Here is a 16,880-nt window from a genome sequence, read left to right as displayed (position 1 = left end):
GAAAAAGGGAGGATGACCCATGCGCGTACACCAAGCTCCGCTGCCTGCTGATGTTAACTATATGAGGACGGTCGCCTCGAATGTCTTCTTCATCCGGTCATCCGAGAGAAGGGGCTGGATTCTCGTGGACGCCGGCATGCCCGGATTTGCCGCGGCCATCGTTCAGAAAGCAGAGGAATGCTGCCCCTGGGAAGTGCCGACTGCCATTGTGCTTACCCATGGGCATTACGACCACATCGGCTCCCTGCCCGCCCTCCTGAAGCGTTGGGATGTTCCGGTATACGCTCATGAGAAGGAGCTGCCTTACCTGACAGGTAAGGCGGACTATCCCCCAGGAGGTCCGCTGCCCAAAATGAGCGGACTGGTCGCCCGCGTCACTCCGCGTTCCCCGGAGAAGGGCGCGGACCTGGGAACGCGGGTGAGGCCGCTGCCTGCCGACGGGACGATCCCCGGGATGCCGAACTGGCGCTGGCTGTGGACGCCCGGGCATTCTCCCGGGCATGTCGCCCTTTATCGAGAGGAGGACCGAACGCTTCTCTCGGGCGATGCCCTCCTCACCGTCCGCTCCGCCGCAGCTTTCACGATGTTTCCGCGCGAGATGGTCGTGAGCGGACCGCCGGAGCCGTTCACGGCCGACTGGACCGAAGCGCGGCAATCGGCATGCCGGCTGACGGAGTTGCAGCCGGACTATCTGTTTCCCGGCCACGGGCTTCCGGCAAGCGGCCCGACGCTTCAGGCTTTGCTTTCCCGCTTTGCCCTTCAGGATTCAGAATCAGCGGCAAATGACTCCTTTTCGGCAACTCGCACGTAAAAAGGAGGAAGCGGCCTCGCCGCGGCGAATTTTTCTCTTGTAGAGAAAACGGGAATCCGTTTACGCAAGAGGAGGTGGACACCCCCATGATCGCTCAAATCAGTGCGGCCGTCGCGGCTCTCAGCCTGGCTGTGGTCTCTTGGTTTCTCGTCGGATTTCTCCGGCAGGCCAAGACCTCCATTAGCCGAATGGAGCAGACGGTCGGGAATTTGGAGCAACAGGTAGGCAGACTCAGCGAGGAGTCCGTCAAGCTGCTCCAGCAGGTGCAAGGCGTCACCGATAATGTCCAGGCCAAGCTGAATGCAGCAGACGCGCTGTTCCATTCGGTGGAGCAGGTCGGTGCAGCGGTGCAGGAGGTAGCGGGAACGGTACGGCAGGCCTCCGCCACGGTCACCCACACGGTGAAGGCGGCGGAAGACCAAGTTCGCACGAACCGCAGCCGGCTGACCACGGCGCTCGACTGGGCCAACACCGGGTTCCGCCTGTGGCGGGGCTGGCAGGAAGACCGCAAGGCCCGCTCCAACGAGCCGGAGGCGTGAACGTCAAACGAATCGACGAAGGAGAGATTAGGATGACAGAACAAAACAAGGAACAAGCCAAGGAGCAAGCAAAGGGACAAGCCAAAAAAAGCGCACGCGGCTTTCTGATTGGAGCCGCTGTCGGAGCCGTAGCAGGTGCCGTATCCGCGCTGCTGTTCGCCCCGAAGGCCGGTAAGGAGCTGCGCCAGGATATCGCCGACACCGCCCGCACCGCCGGAGAGAAAACCCGCGAGCTGGCCGAAACGACGGCTACCAAAACCAAGGAAGCCGCCAAGCAAGTCGGCGAAGTTGCCACCACCATCGGCGGCAAGGTTAAGGACTCGGCCATGCACACGGTAGAAGCCGTCACGACGGCGAAGGGAAATGTACAGGACTGGGTGAAGGAATTGCGTTCGCCCGGCATGATCGACATCACCGATGCTCAAGCTCTTTCGGAAGCGGCTCCCGCAAGCGACGAGCTGCCGGAAGCAGTCGAAGAAGCAGTAGAGGAAACGGACGAAACCAAAGCTTCGGAGTAAGGAGCTACGAGGAAATTAGTACCCGCTTTTGTTGAGAAAAGCTCCACGATTTTGGGAGTTTTGTCAACAAATTAGCGGTACTTATTTCGTCGCAGTCTCCAACTTTGATTCGCCATCATCCCTTTTTCTAACCGTCTAATGAAAAGGCGCCTTTCTCCCCGCGGAACTCCGTGGGAAGGAGGGCGCCTTTCTTGTGCAGTCGTTGAAACGGAGACCCCGAAGGAGGGAGAACCTCCATCACCTATCATTCAACCTGTAAGGATACGGAAAGCTTCCATGCCGTGCCGATCGGCGGCAAGCTCTTCGTGAGCATCTGGCTGTAGAAAGCGATCACCTCTGCACCGAGCTCCAGGTTACTCCCGTGAATGGCGTGGCCGCTCGGGCTCACGACCATGGTTTCATCGGTCACCCGAAGCACCACCTCGTCGGGCGAGGCCTCTGCCAGCCCGCTTCCCTTGATCAGAAGCTGGAGTGTCCCATCCTCCGCATGACGCACCTCATCAATTTGACCGGCAGTACCCCGCACATCGGAGAACGCGGCTTTGTTCAGCACGGTGATTTTATAGGTCAGCGCTTGCGGAGGCAAGCTCAGGGTCATCATAGGCGCGTGCTCCGCTTCCACGGTCATGCCGATTTGGAGGTCGTCCAAGCTCAGCTTGGTCCCATCGGCCAGCTGGTACACAGCATCGTCGCTCAGATTCAGGACTAGTCCATCTTGATCAATTCCTAGGATTTGAACGGTCGACTGCTTGTCCGTCTTAATAATAGAGGTGATGACCCCGGTATCGACCTCCACCTTTTGGGAATCTTTGTCCGAAGCCGCGAGGGCGCTTCCTGCCGCCACGGCAACCAGTAAGAAGAGAACCGCCAAACCGCTTTTCAACGTGCGTTTCATTGTCGACATCCTTCCTGTAAGGAAATCCTTCCTTGTAGGGAAATGCTGGATCTGACTTCGAATTCACTGACGAGGTCTCCACTCCTTTTGTTGCACGCTTCAACGCGCTTCCATAAGTAGACCTCCCCCCCTTCCGGGAAGCGGAACTCCTCCCTTCTACCGGTCCGATCTTCTTTCGCGTTAAAGTCCTAAAATTTGTCGATCCGAAAGGGTACCCGCCACAGATACTTTCTGCTACAATGATGAAAATTAACTTACGCTCTAGGGGGCCATGAGGCATGAAGTACAAAAGCACGCGAGGTCAGGTCGCGGGAATCGGCTTCATCGATGCCGTTCTGATGGGCCTCGCCGACGACGGCGGGCTGCTCATCCCGGAATCCATTCCACAGGTAGACGCCGACACGCTGACCAAATGGAGAGAGCTGACTTATCCCGAGCTCGCCTTGGAGGTTCTCTCCCTGTTTATCGGGGATGAAATTCCGCGGGACGAGCTCGCCGAATTGATCCAAGCCAGCTATACGACCTTCCGCGATCCCGAGGTCACGCCGGTGAAGCGGTTATCGCCGGAGCGGGCCGTGCTGGAGCTGTTCCACGGACCCACCTTTGCCTTCAAGGATGTGGCCCTGCAATTCCTCGGGCAGCTCTACGCCTACATCTCGCAAAAGACCGGCTCGGTGATTCATATTCTCGGGGCCACCTCAGGGGATACCGGCGCATCGGCCATCGAAGGCGTGCGCGGCAAGGAGGGCATCCGCATCTGCATCCTCCATCCGGCGGGCAAGGTCAGCCGCGTGCAAGAACTGCAGATGACGACCGTCTCCGATGCCAATGTGCAGAACCTTGCCGTAGAAGGAACCTTTGACGATTGCCAGCGCATCATCAAGGAGCTGTTTGCGGACGTCTCGTTCAAGAAGGAGTATCACCTGCGTGCGATCAACTCGATCAACATCGCCCGGCTGCTCGCCCAAACGGTTTACTACTTCTATGCCGCGCTGAAGCTCGCCAAGGACGGAGAATCGCGCCTTCCGAACTTCAGCGTTCCGACGGGCAACTTCGGCGACATCTTTGCCGGCTACCTGGCCCGCCGGATGGGCCTGCCGATCGGCCGTCTCATCCTGGCGACGAACGAGAACAACATTCTCGAGCGCTTTGTGCACGAGGGCATCTACGAGCCGGGCGAATTCCGCAGCACGTACAGCCCCTCGATGGACATTCAGGTCGCGAGCAACTTCGAACGCTACCTCTACTATCAGAACGGCGAGGATGCTGCAAAGACGGCCGCCCAGATGGCCGAGCTGAGCAAGAGCGGTCGCATCGTCGTAGCGAGCGATGTCCGCGAGGCCGTGCAAGCGGACTTTGCCGCTTACGGCGTCAAGAACGCCGAATGCCTGGAGGCGATCCGCGTCTGCCACGCCGACACCGGCTATCTGCTCGATCCTCACACCGCCTGCGGGGTTGCAGCAGGCGGCCGGATCGCCGCCTCAGGCGAGCTGACGGTCACGCTCGCCACCGCTCACCCGGCGAAGTTCGACGAGTCCATTCAGCTCGTGAACATTCGTCAAACGTTCCCGGCCCCCATCGCCGCCCTGTTCGAGAAGCCGCAGCACGCGACGCGCGTCGAAGGCTCCGCCGATGCGGTGAAGGATGAGCTTCTCCGCTTCTTCTAAAGCGCGTCTTCAAACCCGAATCCAGGCCGATCCATGGGCTTGAAGACACGCTCTCGCTCTCAAAGTTTGCCCATGCAAAAGCCTCCGTTTCTCTTGCTGAACAAGAGATGCGGAGGCTTTTTGGGTGTGGTGATTCGGGTTGGCAGGGGCATTGAATGAGTGACAAACTCCCCCGATGTCCTTATCTTTGGGTATGAGGTGTGGACGCCGAACCGTTGCGGCGAATATCCCGGATCAGCCAAACCGTCGAAAAGAGCAAGGCGGCTACGACGAGGCTGTCAAAGACGACGGAAGCAGACTCAGACACAAGGAACTGCGAGAAGTTGTGCAGGAAGTGGAAGGCCATGAGCGGCAGCAGGCTGCCATGCTTGATGAAGAGAAGCGAGAGTGTCAGGCCGACGAGCAGGGCGTAGAACAGCTGCAGCAGAGTAGCGATAAGGTCTTGACCGCCCACGAGATTCATAAGGTGGGTAAGCGAGAACAGCAAGCTCGATACCAGTACGGCGGTGCGTGCGCCCTTCACGAGCAGCAGGTTCACCATCAGCCCGCGATAGATCGTCTCTTCCACGAAGGCCACGAGCAGCGCCAGGAGCAGGAGTGATCCGAGCTTGGCAGGAGACATGGATTGAAAGCCATTCACGATGCCGTTCGTCAGCACCACCAGCACATCGACGACAAGCGGAAGGTAGAAGACCAGCTCGCGACGAGAAACACCGGCCATGCTGCGGAACCCATACCGGCGCCAGCGCCCTCCGCTAAGCAGGTAGACAGCGAGCCCGACGGCGATCGGAGCGAAGGCGTAAGGAACGGGGGACTGGTCGGTCTTTTCACTCATGGTCAGGTAAGCACCGGCAGAGAAAAGAGCGAGAAACAGCACGATTTCGATGAGTACAATGGTGAGAACAGGGTGCTTGCGGGTAAAGCTCAGCTTAGTCGTGGTCGATACTTGGGGTGCGGCGGTCATGGTCATGATTCATCCGTTCCTTTCGATGGTTGATTAACAGGTAGTTGTTGCAGGTCTTGAACCCAGTTCAGCACGGTCTCCAGCGAGCGAAGGCCGTACGTGAGGACGGAGAGGCGATGAGCATAAGCCCCGGGGTCTTCAAGCTCCTCCGTCTCCCGATCCACGATCTCCTGTACGGCTCTCAGGTGATGAAGCTCTCCTTGAAGCTGGCCGGAAAAGGACTGCAGGCGGCCCCGACGAAGCTCGGCATTCAAGTAATCGTAAAAAAAGATTTTTAACATATGCTCATTGCGTGCCCGGGTAAGCGGCTCGGCAAGCCAGGCTAGGAAGCGGTCTCTTCCCTCGGGCCGAAGCGTATACAGCTTCTTGTTCTTGCTGCTCCCGGTCTCCTCTCCTTCAATAAGCTTCTGCTCGTCAAGCCGCTTCAGTGCCGGATAGAGACTGCCGAAGCTGGCGGAGTAGAAAAACCCTACCGATTGGTCAATGGTGCGCTTGATGTCGTAGCCGCTCATCGGTCCTTCCATGAGAATGCCTAGGATAACGTCATCGATCATGCGAACCTCCTGATTTTCAGTCTTTCGGTGCTTATGGTGTGCTTCGAATTCATATCAACTCGATATATCAACTTGATATAAGTATACCTCGATTTTCCATGGTGTCAATACCTCTTTTTTGCATTGAAAAAAGCCTGGATCATCGTTACGATAATCCAGGCTTTTGAGGAAACCCGCAGCGAATAGCCAAGCTGCCGTCCAGGCTTATGCTTCTTGTGCAAACACGGATAGAAACTGCCCGATGGCGCGCTCTGCGTGAACGCCGACGCAGACGTTTACGCCGGTTCCCTCGCGAGGAATTGCGCGGCGGTCCGCCACGACCATCCCGGTCGTAAGCGCCCCGCCGCATTCCACGCGAAGCGGCATGTGCTGGAACGTGAACAGCTCCGGGCAAAGCGCCGCCTGCATGGCGAGCAGGTCATGCATGGGCGCCTCCTCGACGAAGAAGTTGGAGTGCCCGTAGAACGCCCAGTAGGCTTCCGAGGCTTCCGCCATAAAGCGAACAAGGGCGGCCTCCTCCGGCTTCGCTCGATCCGCAAGGCTGCGAAGATGTCCCTTCGACAGCCGCACCGGCATGGTCACGTCCAGCCCGACCAAGGTGATCGGCAGCCCGGAGGTGAGGACGCGGTCCGCTGCCTCGGGGTCCTTGTACACGTTGGCCTCCGCCACCGGGGTTACATTGCCGGGCGCGTCAATCGTGCCGGCCATGCTGACGACGCCCTTCACCTTGCGCGGAAGCTCCGGGTCAAGCTCGAGCGCGAGCGCCAGGTTCGTGAAGCTTGCGAGCGTGACCAAGGTCAGCTCCCCTGGGCTCTCGTTCACCTTGCGCACAAGGAAGTCCGGAGCCGGTTCTTGCCCGGCACTTCGGGGAGCCCGGGGCAGCTCCACGCCGCCGAGTCCATTCTCCCCATGAACATGGGAAGAATGGGGATGCAGCGGACGAAGGAGCGGTCGATCGGCTCCCAGCAGGACCGGGATGGAGCAGCCGGGATCGGCAAATTCAAGCAGGCGGAGCGTGTTCTCCGCCGCCTGCTCCGCACTCGTGTTGCCGAACACCGTCGTGATGCCCTCTACTTGAACGCCCGGCATGCGCAGGGCGTATAGAATGGCTAGGGCATCATCGATCCCGGTGTCGGCGTCGATAAGCAGTCTATGGTTATGGGTCATGGGGTTCTCTCCTTTGCCATCATTCATTCGGTGTTCGATTCCTTCAGGCGTGTTCCATCTTCAAAATCCAGTAACCCTATTGCGCCTTCCAGACCACGGTCTTGCTGAGGGCGGTCCAATCAGCCTGCAAGAGCCCCATCCGCCAGAGAGCAATCCCCTTCAGCCCGTAACGCTTGGCCAGGCCAACCTTGACCCCGATGCTGGTGCTGTCCTCGCTGTTGGAGGAGATCCCGAGGAGCAGCTTCTCCTTCGGGACTTGCTTCAAGGCGAGCCGAATCGCTTCATCGACCTTGGCCAGGGGCTCAGGCGCCTTTGTCGAGCTGTAGTTGTAAGCCATGAGCACCAATTGATCCGCCAGTTGAGCGAGCGTTTTGTAATCGTAGCCAGAATAGGCACTGTTCAGGGGATGTACTACGATGGTTAGCTGAAGGCCTGCGGCTTTGGCTTTTCCGGAAAGGGCCTTCACGAAGGCGTTGTAATCCGTTCTCGCCTTGGCGATGTCCCCGCTTAAGCCCAAGCCCTCCAGGTCGAGGGTGATGCCTCCGAAGCCTTTGCGGACCGCGGTATCGACCATCGCCTGGATGGTCCGGCTCTGGAGCGCAGGGTCCTCCAGGTTTCGGGTCAGCTCATTTTGCCCGTCCACGGAGTATACCATCAGGGAAGGCAGGGTCCCCCCTGCTGCCGCTCCCTGTACAATGGATTCGGGCGTTGTCGCTCCCGCCGCCAGCGGCCAGTTGTATTCTGCGCCGGATGTGGTGAATTCCCCAGTGCGGTCGATTCGGCTCCAGCCGAACGAAACCTCGTCGAAGCTGGGAAGATAGCGAATCTCATCGTAGGAGGACAGCGCATAGAAAGCGAGCGTATAGAGGTCCTTGGGCGGGGATGCGATCGAGACCGTACGGGTGCTTTGCGTCCAGGAGACGCTCGCTCCGAACTGCTGGCTGAAGAAGCTAAGTGGAATCATGGTGGTTCCGCTGATCAAACTCGGTGCTAAAGGCAGAGCGACAACCTTGCCGTCCACAAGCGCCTGTTTGCTTCCAACGGTCAGCACGACCTTGCGGGAACCGGACCCCTCCTGCTTCACCGCCGTGATGCGCTTTGCCGCTCCATCATATTGAACCTGAATGCCAAGTGCCTCCGCAATGGCGCGGAACGGCACGAGCGTCGTGCCCCGAATCTCAACGGGGGCAACCGGAAAAGGCAGCGGGTACCCGTCCAGCAGAATCGTCACCGCTCCCGGCGAAGAGGCACCGGCCGCGGCATCTGCAGGCACAGCCGAAGACAAGGGCAGCAGAACAACGGCGGCCGCCAGCAACGATGCCAGCAGTCCCTTCCATTTCATCATTCGTCATCTCCCTACCAAAAGGTTCGAATCTAGCTTTCCCTCTAGTCTACCATATAGAGAAAAGCGAGCGCGGGAGAAAGGTGCTCTTTCTCGAAAACATGTTATAAAATCGCAATACACACCGGGAGCCTTTCGATAGAATGCAGAGGAGAAGGAAATTCACGAGAGGAGGCACTTCTGCCATGGGACTCGTCAACAAGCTGTCGATTGAAAAGCTCCCCCGGGGCTTTTCACCAAAGAAACTGCCGGGGATCCTGCAAAAAGTAAAGGAGATGGCCGAAGAAAGTGCGATTGTCTACGAGGGCATAGGAGCCCGTCCCGCTCTGTTTGAAACCGATCGGCTCATCATCCGTCGGTTCCACCCCGATGACGTCGAGGCTGTGATGGAGCTAGCCCGCAACCGGGAGCAGTCTGTGATGAAGAACTATGATCATGCTTGGCCTACTGATGATCAAGGCTGCAAGGGCGCTACGGAATGGCTGGCAACCCAGGAAACCATGTGGGCCGCCTGTTTAAAGAGGGAGCTCCGGCTCATTGGAATGATCACCTTCAACTCGGTTGATCCCGAGCAAGGAGTGGACTTGGGCCACGTCTGGCACACCGATTTCTGGAATGAGGGACTGGATACCGAAGCACTCTCGCTCCTCGTTCGCTATGCGTTTGAACACACTCGCGCCGCGAGCGTCTATGCGGGCAACCCCCTCGAATGCGAGCCGCAGCTCGCCCCTCTTCACGCCATCGGGATGGAGATCGTCGAGACACGGGAAGCCAGCTTTGCCACAGATGGGCAAGGCCGACCGATTGTCTTTACCGGCTGCAAGATGGCGATTACACGAGAGCAATGGGTAAGCCGGGATAAGGCGAGTCTATAACCTGCCTCCCGCTCAACACAAACCTCCTGCTTACCCGCATAACGAAAAGACCTTGAGCGACGGATTCCGTCGTCCAAGGTCTCTTTTTCTTGTTCACATAGGGTTGCAGCATTACCGGATGATCAGAACTGCCAAGCCGTCAGGCTGAGGCTGCCAAGCTGGTAGCTCCGGTGCAGCAGCTTCGCTTGCCGGTTTGAATCCCCGCTGCCCATGGCGAGCAGGAGCGGAATGAAGTGCTCGCTCGTTGGCACGGCCATGCGCGCATTCGGCGCCAGCTCCTCATAGCGGAACAGCTCCTCGGTGTTCCACGAGGTCAAGTGCTCCTCGATCCACTTGTCAAACTCGGAAGCCCAGGTCTCGATGTGGTCCGGACCCGATCCCCAAGCGAGGCGGCGCAGGTTGTGCACGATGCCCCCGCTGCCGATGATCAGGATGCCCTCCTCCCGAAGCTTGCCCAGCGCACGGCCGATCTCATACTGCTGCTGATTCGTCAGGTGTCGGTTCACGGAGAGAGCGACTACCGGAATGTCGGCTTCCGGGAAGATCAGCTTGAGGACCGCCCACGAGCCATGATCGAGCCCGCGCTCCGAATCGAGGCGGCTCGCAACGCCCGAGCCGCTCAGCAGCTCGGATACCCGGTTTGCCAGCGGCTTGTCGCCGGGTGCCGGATAAGTCATGCGGTACATTTCGTCGGGGAAGCCGGAGAAGTCATAGATGGTACCATAGGTATCCACCGACCCCACTTCCTGCATCAGGCTTTCGTAATGGGCGGAGAAGATAACGATGCCCTTTGGCTTCTCGGGAAGCTGGGAGGCAAGCTGCTTCAAGAACTGCGTATACTCATGGTTTTCAATGACAAGTGAGGGGGCACCGTGTGCAAAGAAGAAAGACGGCATCATGGGAAATCACTCCTTTTGGTTTTGTTGAGTATAGGGCTACTTTTATGAGCGCCCCTTGATTGCAAATTAGATAGCGGATGAAACGCGGTCCTGCTCCAGCCATTGCAAAAGATCGCGGCGATTCGCCTCGGTCACCGTGTGGCCGGACGGATAGGTCCGATAGGTGACGTGATCCGTTAAGGTTTTCATATAAGCAGCCGTCTCGTCGCCGATCGCAGCAGGGAACACTTGATCGAACTGACCGTGCGAGACGAAGGCCGATACACGTTCGGGATGAGGACCCACTGGATAGTCCGTCTTCACAAAGCCGGGGACGTATCCGTTCAAGGCGATAATCCCCTTCAGCTTGTCACCCCGTGTATGGGCCAGGGTAAGCGCCAGAATGGCGCCTTGGCTGAACCCTGCTACATACCGGCGGGAACGATCAATGGAGTATTGCGTCTCCGCCCAGTCCATGAACGCCTCAAGCTTCGATACGGCCTGATCAAACTGGCTGCGAACGGGATTGCCGATGCTTTGCAGCTCATAATATTGGTAGCCCATCCCCGCGGGAAGGTCACCGCGAATGCCAATGAGGAGGAAGGAATCCCCGGCTGCGCTCATAAGCGAGAGCAGGTCTTGTTCGTTGGAGCCTTTTCCATGGAGAGTGAAGAGAACGGGGTAGCTCTTCCCCGGGTCATAGTCTGCCGGCAGCTGAACACGATATTCATAGGGAGGCTTCATTGTGTGTTACCCCCTGTTCCGAAAGAGAAGATGATCGACAGAGAACGAGCTGCGCTCCGCAAATACCAGGAAGAGGGCCATGGCCAGGAAGGCCAGATCCAGCTCATATCCGCCGAGCAGTCCCATCGAGAACTTGACGGTGACAATCGCACCGGCGAGGACTCCGACGAAGAGGACCGATACCACCCGAGTGAAGAGGCCCAGCACCAGAAGGATCCCGCCAATCAACTCAATGGGGGCAACCACGTAAGCCATAAAAGAAGGAACCTGCACGCTCTCAAACCACTGTCCGACGTTAGCGAGGCCTGTGTTGAATTTGTCGAGGCCGTGCGCGAAAAATAAGATACCGAGAATAATTCTGAGTAGAGGGGTGACTGCGTTTGTCTTCATGGAGAAGCTCCTTTCGTATATAAGCAATACTAAATTTTTGTTTGTAACTATAAAATAATACGTGAAGACTGGATTGTCAACAGAAATATTGCTAATATAGAACTGTGTTCATTATTACTTATAATCTTTGGAGTTCTCCATCATCTCATAAGGAGGGGAATGGAATGGATATCGGTTCCTCGATTCGTGCCATTCGCAAACGCAAAAACATCACCATCGCCCAAATGTGTGAAAAAACCGGCCTGTCGCAAGGGTTCATGAGCCAAGTGGAGACAAACAAGACCTCCCCTTCGATCTCGACCCTGGAAAATATCGCGGAAGCGCTGGAGGTCCCGCTCCCGTATCTGCTGCTGCGGAAGGACGAGCGCATGAGCGTCACCCGCAAGGACGAGCGAGCCGAGTCGACTAGCGGCCCCGACCAGCTCCGAGTCTACCACCTCGGCTCCACCCGCCACGTCCGCATGGTCATCGCCGAAAGCCAGCCGGGCGAATCAACCGGGCGGGAGCCGCGCGCCCATGAAGGCGAAGAGGTGCACCTCGTGCTGAAGGGCCGCATTCTCGCCGAGCAGGGCGAGGATCGCTTCGAGCTGACCGAAGGCGACTCCTTCAGCTGGCATGCCTGCACTCCGCACCGGGTCACCAACATCGGCGACGAGCCCGCGCTCGTGCTGATCGCCGTGTACACGGATGAGCCCAACGAGCAGAAGCTGCTCTAATAAACGTCGGCTGCTGCCCGTATACACTTGAAACATTGCCCATGATGATGCTGATTCATGCCGTCATAAGCGAAAAAAACAGACGCCTCTCCGCCTGATCAGCGGAAAAGCGTCTGTTTGGTTATGGGGGGGCCCCCTCCTCATTTGCTTACGGAGTCAGAGTACCAGAGAGTATGGGCCCTCACTTCAAAAGCCGGGGTCTCAGCGCGCACGCACGGCATCGGCTGCAGCAGCAAGCGCGGCGATCACGCGGTCGCACCAGGCGTCGAACTCCGGGTCTTCCTCTTGGAGCTCAGGATGAGCCAGGAAATGGGCAACCGATTCACGAAGCCCTTGATCGGCACGGGTTGTTGCCATAAAGCCCGGTACGAGCCGCTTCAGCTTGCTGTTGTCAAACACGACGGTGTTCGCCTTGTCCCCATGCAGGGAGCCATAGAAATCGCCCTCCCAGGTATCGGCGAGGAAATCCGACGTGACGTGGACGGCCTTCAACTCCACACCGAGCGCATCGGCGAGAATGGAGTAGATCTGGTTCCAGGTCAACGATTCGTCCGAGGTAATTTGAACCGCTTCGCCGATGGCGTGAAGGTTACCCATGAGACCGATGAAGCCCTTGGCAAAATCACGACTGTGCGTCAAGGTCCAAAGAGCCGTTCCATCGCCGTGAATGATCACCGGCTTGCCCTCCAGAAGGCGCTTCGCTACCTGCCAAGGGCCATGGTTCCCCTTGACGCCAAGCGGAATGGAACGCTCCGCATAGGTGTGGCTGGGGCGAATGATCGTGACAGGGAAGCCCTCCTCCCGGTACAGCTTCATGAGGTAGTCTTCGCAGGCAATCTTCTCGCGAGAATACGCCCAGTACGGGTTCGCGAGCGGGGTTCCCTCCGTAATGCGGTAGTCAGACAACGGCTTCTGATAGGCCGATGCGGAGCTGATGAAGAAGAACTGCTTGGTCTTTCCTTTAAAAAGTCGATAATCCCTCTCCAGGTGCGCGGGCTCGAACGCGATAAAATCGGCTACCACATCAAACCGCTCATCCGCAAGCAGGGCCGCGACTTCCTCTTCTTGATGAATGTCTGCCGTAATGACCCTCACTCCGGGCGGGATATCCTTCGTTCGGCTCCCCCGATTCAGGAGCACCAGCTCCCAGTTTGGATCTGCGGCCAACTGCTGGGTAATGGAGTTGCTGATCGTTCCGGTTCCTCCAATAAATAAAGCTTTCATGAGATCTCCCTCCGAATCCATCGTTATCTTCCGTGGTTCTCCCACACATGAACATACACGGTTGCTCAGAATCGGTAGGCTTACGCCTGCCCGCCTCCCGCCGCTTCCCAGCGGGCGATCTCCTCGCGCACCCGCGGCGCTACTTCCTTGCCGAGCAGCTCAATGCCGGCCATCACATCCTCATGCGGCATCGTGCCGAGCGGCATGTGCAGCATGAAGCGGGTGATCCCGACCTGCTTGCGCAGGCTGATGATCTTCTCGGCGACCGTGTCCGGGTCCCCTACATAAAGCGCTCCCTCCGGGCGCCGTGCCGCATCGAAGGTCGCACGGGTGTACGGTCCCCAGCCGCGCTCGCGGCCGATGTGGTTCATCCGGTCCTGCGTCGACGGGAAGAACTTGTCCGCCGCTGTATCGTTGTCCCGCGCGAGGAACCCGTGCGAATGCGACGCAACGGGCAGCTTGGCGGCGTCGTGCCCGGCCTTCGTCGCAGCCTGCTTGTACAGCCGCACGAGCGGAGCGAACTGCAGCGGGCTTCCGCCGATGATCGCGAGCACGAGCGGCAGCCCCAGCACCCCGGCGCGAACGGCCGATTCCGGGTTACCGCCGCTGCCGATCCACACCGGCAGCGGGTTTTGCACCGGGCGCGGGTAGATGCCGAGGTTGGGAATGGCCGGCCGGTGGCCGCCTTTCCATGTAACCTTTTCCGACTCGCGCAGCTTGAGCAGAAGCTCCAGATTTTCCTCAAACAACTCATCATAATCGTTTAAGTCATAGCCAAACAGCGGGAAGGACTCGATGAAGGAGCCGCGCCCGGCCATGATCTCCGCCCGGCCGTTCGACAAGCCGTCCAGCGTGGCAAAATCCTGAAACACCCGCACCGGATCGACAGAAGACAGCACCGTCACGGCGCTCGTAAGCCGAATGCGGTTCGTCTGGGTTGCCGCGGCCGCCAGGATAACAGCCGGCGAGGATGCTGCGTAATCCTCGCGGTGGTGCTCCCCGACTCCGTAGACGTCCAGCCCGACTTGGTCGGCCAAAACAATCTCCTCCACCACTTCCCGAATCCGCTGGGCGTGGCTCATCACCTCTCCGGTTTTTACGTCAGGGGAGGTTTCCACAAACGTACTGATGCCGATTTCCATGTGCCTTTTCCTCCTCCGATGGGTTCGAGCGGCTAGGAGCTCATCAACTCCATTGTGGAATTTGATGAGCTGCCAGGTCTCTCCGTGTGGACCTGCCGGTTCGAACGTTTGCTGCGGGAATGGCGGCATTGCGCCTCCCTCTCCCCTCCAGTTTACCCGCTGCCCGGATGAATACCAAATGAAACGGGTCCTTCCGTGACCGGAAAATAAAAAAGAGCGGCGATTGGTTCGCTGCCCTTTCTGCATCATCCGTTCAATCTGTGTTGTCTGCCATTCGGCCCGCTCCACTAATCCCTGCCCTTGTCTCCAAACAAGCGAGCCGCTCCATCCCGGGTGCACGGGTTAAAATCGAGCTGCTCCGTTGGAACCCCATGCCGCAATCCGTATTCCACCACTTCCGTCCAGTCTTGCGGGTTCGTTGTCGTCCGAAATACCGCATCTTGATAAACGACAAACAGGGTGTCGTCTTGGAAGAAATGGTTGTACCAGCAATCCTCTTCCATCGGAATCATGCTCTTCTGAAGATCGGCGATTCGATCTCCAAACTCACCCTCCGGAACCGACACCCACAAGAAGGTCCATCCGCCCTGCTGCTTCTGTGTGAGGATGTTCCATTGCTTGAGGAGAGCGGGGTTTTTCAATGATTGTCCAATGATGATGCCATCGTATGCAGCCAAGACTGATCACTCCCAATAGCGCATGGTTTGAACAAGAACATATGTTCTATATCCATTTTACTCCAAACCAGCACATTGGCAAGTGCGATTCTCGTTTGCTGCCGATCGTTTTCTTTTGCACACAAGGTTATTTGCGGGCGAGCAGCTTGGGAAGCTTGGCAAGGAAGCCTCTCGACACAAACCGGGTTGCGAAAATGCCAAATCGATTCATGCCGCCGGTAATCACCACTCGCTTGCCCCGCTTCATCCCCACATACCCGATTCTCGCCACCTCGTCCGCCTCCATGGCTCGATCAAACATCCGAGTACCGGTCGCTTGCGCAGTGGATTCAAAGTTCGTTCTCGTCGGACCGGGACAGACCGCGGTCACTCGGACGCCCGTTCCCAACAGCTCCTCATCCAACGCTTCCGAGAAGGAGAGCACGTACGCTTTTGAAGCATAATAAACCGCCATATACGGCCCCGGCAGGTACGCTGCGATACTCGCCACATTGAGGATGCGTCCGTTCCGGTGCCCCTTCATTCCCGGCAGCAAAAGATACGTTAATTCCGTCAGCGCTCCGATGTTGACCTGAATCATCTGCCGCTGTTCCTCCAGGCTGAGCTCGTCAAATACGCCCATCAATCCGAATCCGGCATTGTTGATGAGAATATCCGGAACGATCCCCATTCGCTCAAGCTCATCCGCAACACGCCGGGCTGCTCCAGGGAGACTCAAGTCCTGGGCGATCGTCTGAATATCCACCGCATACCCGTTCTCCCGAACCGCCTTCAGCTTTTCCTCGCTGCGGCCAACCAGAACGAGGGAATATCCGTCCTGGGCAAGCAGCTTGACAAACTCTAGCCCGAGCCCGCTTGTGGCACCGGTGATCACTGCCGTCTTGGCCATCTTCATCGGTCCTCTCCTGCGCTCTGCCCGCCATTTTAGCGCAGACAGGCGGTAATTGCCTTCATCATATCCCTGCTTTTTCCAGTCGTCAAATGAGAAGAGCAGTACCGAGAGATCCTTATAAAAGGGTAATCCCTGACGTCCCCCCACGAAAAAGACACCCTTTTCAGGGTGCCTGATATCCGCTGAGGCTCACTCTGCGCGAAGCAACACCATGGAGAGCTTGGCATTTCTTTCGGCAATGAGGGCCAGAAGGTCCTCGATCTGCCGTTCCGCCTCCTGATAGCCTTCCTCACGGATGGTCTCTTTCAGCCTCTGGACCGACTGAGCGATAGCGTCTTCCACGCCGAACAGTGACGGGTGGGTTTTGAGTTGACTGCTTTGAAAGGCATCGTACACCTTTTCCAGCTTCTTCTGAAACGCACGCTCCTTCACCTGGTTCATCAAAGCAAGGATCTCTTGGGCATGCATACGGATATAGTCAACAGAAGTCCGGTTTTCTTGCTGCCTTGCAATTGAAGCCTCGGTAAAGAATAGCTGAGGAATGACTAATAAGGCGTATATCGCTGCCAATATCAGCTGCGGAATGAAGGATGCGTTAAACGTAGCCTCGTCCCAATACATGAATGCCATGCCAACCAGAAACGAGCAAACAAAGTAGGCAGCAGACAATGCGACTAGCGGATATCCAAACACAAGGGCGTTCTTCACCTTTGGCAAGGAAGAGCTGGATAAGAAGAAGAGGAAGTACGCCACATGAATCGCCGCATAGGAAACCCAGAAGGCGGATGTATATTCTGTGCGAACCAGGAAGACGATTGTGTTGAAGACCACGACAAAAACGAGGAAAAACGCGAGCCACAGCTGGTTTTGCTTCTTATTCATCGA

At 57.7% G+C, this 16,880-nt stretch carries 19 protein-coding genes; 6 read left to right on the top strand and 13 right to left on the bottom strand.

Features of this window, described 5'->3' with window-relative positions:
- Positions 1 to 19: 19 nt before the first annotated feature.
- The 3 genes from AAFN83_RS10655 to AAFN83_RS10645 all read left to right on the top strand — a co-directional run bounded on the left by AAFN83_RS10655 (position 20) and on the right by AAFN83_RS10645 (position 1,868).
- Positions 20 to 811, top strand: a complete 792-nt coding sequence (locus AAFN83_RS10655; RefSeq protein WP_347769066.1) for an MBL fold metallo-hydrolase — start codon at positions 20 to 22, stop codon at positions 809 to 811.
- 86 nt (positions 812 to 897) lie between these two features.
- Positions 898 to 1,350 (top strand): DUF948 domain-containing protein, encoded by a 453-nt coding sequence (locus AAFN83_RS10650; RefSeq protein WP_347769064.1) that lies wholly within the window; start codon positions 898 to 900, stop codon positions 1,348 to 1,350.
- A 32-nt stretch (positions 1,351 to 1,382) separates the two neighbouring features.
- The gene (locus AAFN83_RS10645; protein WP_347769062.1) at positions 1,383 to 1,868 is read left to right on the top strand and encodes a YtxH domain-containing protein; all 486 of its coding nucleotides are present in this window, start codon (positions 1,383 to 1,385) and stop codon (positions 1,866 to 1,868) included.
- A 244-nt stretch (positions 1,869 to 2,112) separates the two neighbouring features.
- Here the strand turns inward: AAFN83_RS10645 and AAFN83_RS10640 are convergent, their stop codons facing one another.
- Complete coding sequence (locus AAFN83_RS10640; RefSeq protein ID WP_347769060.1) at positions 2,113 to 2,763, bottom strand: hypothetical protein; 651 nt, start codon at positions 2,761 to 2,763, stop codon at positions 2,113 to 2,115.
- A gap of 278 nt (positions 2,764 to 3,041) precedes the next feature.
- Between AAFN83_RS10640 and thrC the strand changes: the two genes are divergently transcribed.
- Entirely contained in the window at positions 3,042 to 4,430 is a 1,389-nt protein-coding gene (gene thrC / locus AAFN83_RS10635; RefSeq protein ID WP_347769058.1) for a threonine synthase, read from the top strand.
- A 181-nt stretch (positions 4,431 to 4,611) separates the two neighbouring features.
- Here thrC and AAFN83_RS10630 read toward each other — a convergent pair whose 3' ends face one another.
- From AAFN83_RS10630 to AAFN83_RS10615, 4 genes are all read right to left on the bottom strand, one after another.
- On the bottom strand, positions 4,612 to 5,400 hold the full coding sequence (locus tag AAFN83_RS10630) for a CPBP family intramembrane glutamic endopeptidase (protein ID WP_347769056.1): 789 nt from the start codon (positions 5,398 to 5,400) through the stop codon (positions 4,612 to 4,614).
- Positions 5,397 to 5,948, bottom strand: coding sequence for a PadR family transcriptional regulator (locus AAFN83_RS10625; protein ID WP_347769054.1), 552 nt, complete (start codon positions 5,946 to 5,948; stop codon positions 5,397 to 5,399). Before AAFN83_RS10625 ends, AAFN83_RS10630 begins: the two co-directional genes overlap by 4 nt.
- A gap of 204 nt (positions 5,949 to 6,152) precedes the next feature.
- Positions 6,153 to 7,115, bottom strand: a complete 963-nt coding sequence (locus AAFN83_RS10620) for a nucleoside hydrolase (RefSeq protein WP_347769052.1) — start codon at positions 7,113 to 7,115, stop codon at positions 6,153 to 6,155.
- Between the two features lie 76 nt (positions 7,116 to 7,191).
- Positions 7,192 to 8,457 carry a stalk domain-containing protein gene (locus tag AAFN83_RS10615; RefSeq protein ID WP_347769481.1) on the bottom strand — a complete coding sequence of 422 codons (1,266 nt, stop codon included), beginning with the start codon at positions 8,455 to 8,457 and terminating at the stop codon, positions 7,192 to 7,194.
- Positions 8,458 to 8,642: 185 nt separating this feature from the next.
- On the opposite strand from AAFN83_RS10615, the gene AAFN83_RS10610 reads away from it, so the two are divergent.
- On the top strand, positions 8,643 to 9,332 hold the full coding sequence (locus AAFN83_RS10610) for a GNAT family N-acetyltransferase (RefSeq protein ID WP_347769050.1): 690 nt from the start codon (positions 8,643 to 8,645) through the stop codon (positions 9,330 to 9,332).
- 122 nt (positions 9,333 to 9,454) lie between these two features.
- Here AAFN83_RS10610 and AAFN83_RS10605 read toward each other — a convergent pair whose 3' ends face one another.
- The 3 genes from AAFN83_RS10605 to AAFN83_RS10595 form a co-directional block, all read right to left on the bottom strand.
- Positions 9,455 to 10,231, bottom strand: a complete 777-nt coding sequence (locus tag AAFN83_RS10605; protein ID WP_347769048.1) for a DODA-type extradiol aromatic ring-opening family dioxygenase — start codon at positions 10,229 to 10,231, stop codon at positions 9,455 to 9,457.
- Positions 10,232 to 10,297: 66 nt separating this feature from the next.
- Positions 10,298 to 10,954 carry an alpha/beta hydrolase gene (locus AAFN83_RS10600; RefSeq protein WP_347769046.1) on the bottom strand — a complete coding sequence of 219 codons (657 nt, stop codon included), beginning with the start codon at positions 10,952 to 10,954 and terminating at the stop codon, positions 10,298 to 10,300.
- A 6-nt stretch (positions 10,955 to 10,960) separates the two neighbouring features.
- Entirely contained in the window at positions 10,961 to 11,344 is a 384-nt protein-coding gene (locus tag AAFN83_RS10595; protein ID WP_347769044.1) for a DoxX family protein, read from the bottom strand.
- A 164-nt stretch (positions 11,345 to 11,508) separates the two neighbouring features.
- On the opposite strand from AAFN83_RS10595, the gene AAFN83_RS10590 reads away from it, so the two are divergent.
- Entirely contained in the window at positions 11,509 to 12,060 is a 552-nt protein-coding gene (locus AAFN83_RS10590; RefSeq protein ID WP_347769042.1) for a helix-turn-helix domain-containing protein, read from the top strand.
- A 201-nt stretch (positions 12,061 to 12,261) separates the two neighbouring features.
- Here the strand turns inward: AAFN83_RS10590 and AAFN83_RS10585 are convergent, their stop codons facing one another.
- The 5 genes from AAFN83_RS10585 to AAFN83_RS10565 all read right to left on the bottom strand — a co-directional run bounded on the left by AAFN83_RS10585 (position 12,262) and on the right by AAFN83_RS10565 (position 16,877).
- Positions 12,262 to 13,284: an SDR family oxidoreductase gene (locus tag AAFN83_RS10585; protein WP_347769040.1), complete on the bottom strand. Its 1,023-nt coding sequence runs from the start codon at positions 13,282 to 13,284 to the stop codon at positions 12,262 to 12,264.
- A gap of 80 nt (positions 13,285 to 13,364) precedes the next feature.
- Positions 13,365 to 14,426: an LLM class flavin-dependent oxidoreductase gene (locus tag AAFN83_RS10580; protein WP_347769038.1), complete on the bottom strand. Its 1,062-nt coding sequence runs from the start codon at positions 14,424 to 14,426 to the stop codon at positions 13,365 to 13,367.
- Positions 14,427 to 14,713: 287 nt separating this feature from the next.
- Positions 14,714 to 15,103 (bottom strand): hypothetical protein, encoded by a 390-nt coding sequence (locus AAFN83_RS10575; protein ID WP_347769036.1) that lies wholly within the window; start codon positions 15,101 to 15,103, stop codon positions 14,714 to 14,716.
- Between the two features lie 127 nt (positions 15,104 to 15,230).
- Positions 15,231 to 15,998, bottom strand: coding sequence for an SDR family NAD(P)-dependent oxidoreductase (locus AAFN83_RS10570; RefSeq protein WP_347769034.1), 768 nt, complete (start codon positions 15,996 to 15,998; stop codon positions 15,231 to 15,233).
- A gap of 186 nt (positions 15,999 to 16,184) precedes the next feature.
- Entirely contained in the window at positions 16,185 to 16,877 is a 693-nt protein-coding gene (locus AAFN83_RS10565; RefSeq protein WP_347769032.1) for a hypothetical protein, read from the bottom strand.
- Positions 16,878 to 16,880 lie beyond the last annotated feature (3 nt).

The organism is Gorillibacterium sp. CAU 1737, from assembly GCF_039888655.1.
Classification (GTDB): Bacteria; Bacillota; Bacilli; order Paenibacillales; family NBRC-103111; genus Gorillibacterium.
The sequence above is the reverse complement of the archived record's forward strand: the minus strand, read 5'-3'. Positions and strand labels throughout refer to the sequence as shown.